Raw genomic sequence first — 1550 nt, forward strand, 5'->3', positions numbered from 1 at the left:
GTGGTCAGGACCAGGACGTGGGGCGGGGCGTCGGGGGAGGGTGACGCGATGCGGCGCGTGGCCTCCACGCCGTCGATGCCCTCGCCCAGTTGCAGGTCCATCAGGACCACGTCCGGCGTCAGTTTGGCGGCCAGGGCGACCGCCTCCTCGCCCGTGCCCGCCTCGCCGACCACCTCGATGTCCGGCGCGCTGCCGAGCAGGGCGAGCAGACCCGCGCGTACGACGACGTGGTCGTCGCAGACCAGCAGGCGGACGGGGCGCGGTGCGCTCATGACGGGGGCTCCAACGGGTTGGCGGGCGGGGATGGCAGCGCGGGTGAGGCCGAGAGCGGGGTCTCCAGCGGGATCGACACCGAAAGCACCGTGCCCTCGCCCGGCGCCGACTCGATGGTCAGCGTGCCGCCGAGCTGCGCCGCCCGCGCGCGGATCGCGGGCAGACCGTGGCCTCGTACGCCCGTTACGGGCTCGGTGTCGCGGGGCGGGGTGAAGCCGCGCCCGTCGTCGGCGATGTCCAGGACCACCTGGTCGTCCAGGTGGGTCAGGGTCAGCGCCGCCGTGGTGGCACGGGCGTGCTCGCGTACGTTCGCCAGCGCGCCCTGGGCGATGCGCAGAAGCGCCGAACTGGCCCGGTCCGGCAGCGGCACGGGCCCGCCCTCGGCGTGGAAGCGTACGGTCAGGCCCGCGTCCGACTCCCGTTCCGCGAGCGCCCGCAGGGCCTGCGCGAGGCCGCCGCCGTCCGCCAGGTCGGCCGGGGCCAGGTCGTGCACGAACCGGCGGGCCTCGGCGAGGCCGCGCTCGGTGATGGACTCGGCGGTACGGACATGGGTGCGGGCCCGCGCCGGATCCGTGTCCCAGAGCCGCTCGGCCGCCTGGAGCAGCATCTGCTGGCTGGACAGGCCCTGGGCGAGGGTGTCGTGGATCTCCATGGACAGGCGCTGGCGTTCGGCGAGGGTGCCCTCGCGGCGTTCGGTGGCGGCCAGTTCGCGGCGGGTGCGGATGAGGTCGTCGATGAGGGCGCGCTGACGGGCCGTCTGGCGCTGCATGTAGAGGAAGACCGCGCTCGCCACCGCCGCCCACGCGGGCGGCGCGAAGAGCAGGTTGGGGTCGAAGCCGCCCGCGAGCTGCAACTGCGCGGCGACCACGAAGGCGGTCAGGACGGCCACCAGGAACAGGGCTGCGCGGGCCGGCAGCGTACGGAGCCCGGTGTAGAAGAGCGGCACCGCGCACCACGCGAAGCTCGGCGCGAGGACGACGAGGACGCCCCAGGTCGTCACGGTGAGGATCAGCCAGGCGAGTCGGTGCGGCGTGGAACGGGTGCCGAGCGCGGGGCCGAGTACGTACAGCAGTGCGAGGCAGATCGAGAGCGCGATGATCCACGGTGTGCGGGGTTCGCCGGGGTGCCGCAGCAGGAAGCGGGCCAGCGAGGAGCCGAGGAGCAGGAAGAACGCCGTGTGCATGACGGCTGCGAGCCAGCGGGCGTCAGGGTCGGGCACGCTCGGGGCCGGGGCGGGCGCGTGCGGGGGTGCTGGCGCGGGCTGTGCCACTTTGGGG

Annotated in this window: 2 protein-coding genes; both read right to left on the reverse strand. The window is 74.6% G+C overall.

Translation table 11 applies throughout. The features are described 5' to 3' along the window. Positions 1 to 272: response regulator (locus tag GKQ77_RS32625; RefSeq protein WP_219692763.1), on the reverse strand; the 272-nt coding region annotated here is incomplete at its 3' end. Continuing rightward, entirely contained in the window at positions 269 to 1543 is a 1275-nt protein-coding gene (locus GKQ77_RS32630; RefSeq protein ID WP_372460052.1) for a sensor histidine kinase, read from the reverse strand. The genes GKQ77_RS32625 and GKQ77_RS32630, both read right to left, overlap by 4 nt. Positions 1544 to 1550: the final 7 nt, after the last annotated feature.

It is taken from the genome of Streptomyces anatolicus (genome assembly GCF_019400875.1).
In the GTDB taxonomy this organism is placed as follows: domain Bacteria; phylum Actinomycetota; class Actinomycetes; order Streptomycetales; family Streptomycetaceae; genus Streptomyces; species Streptomyces anatolicus.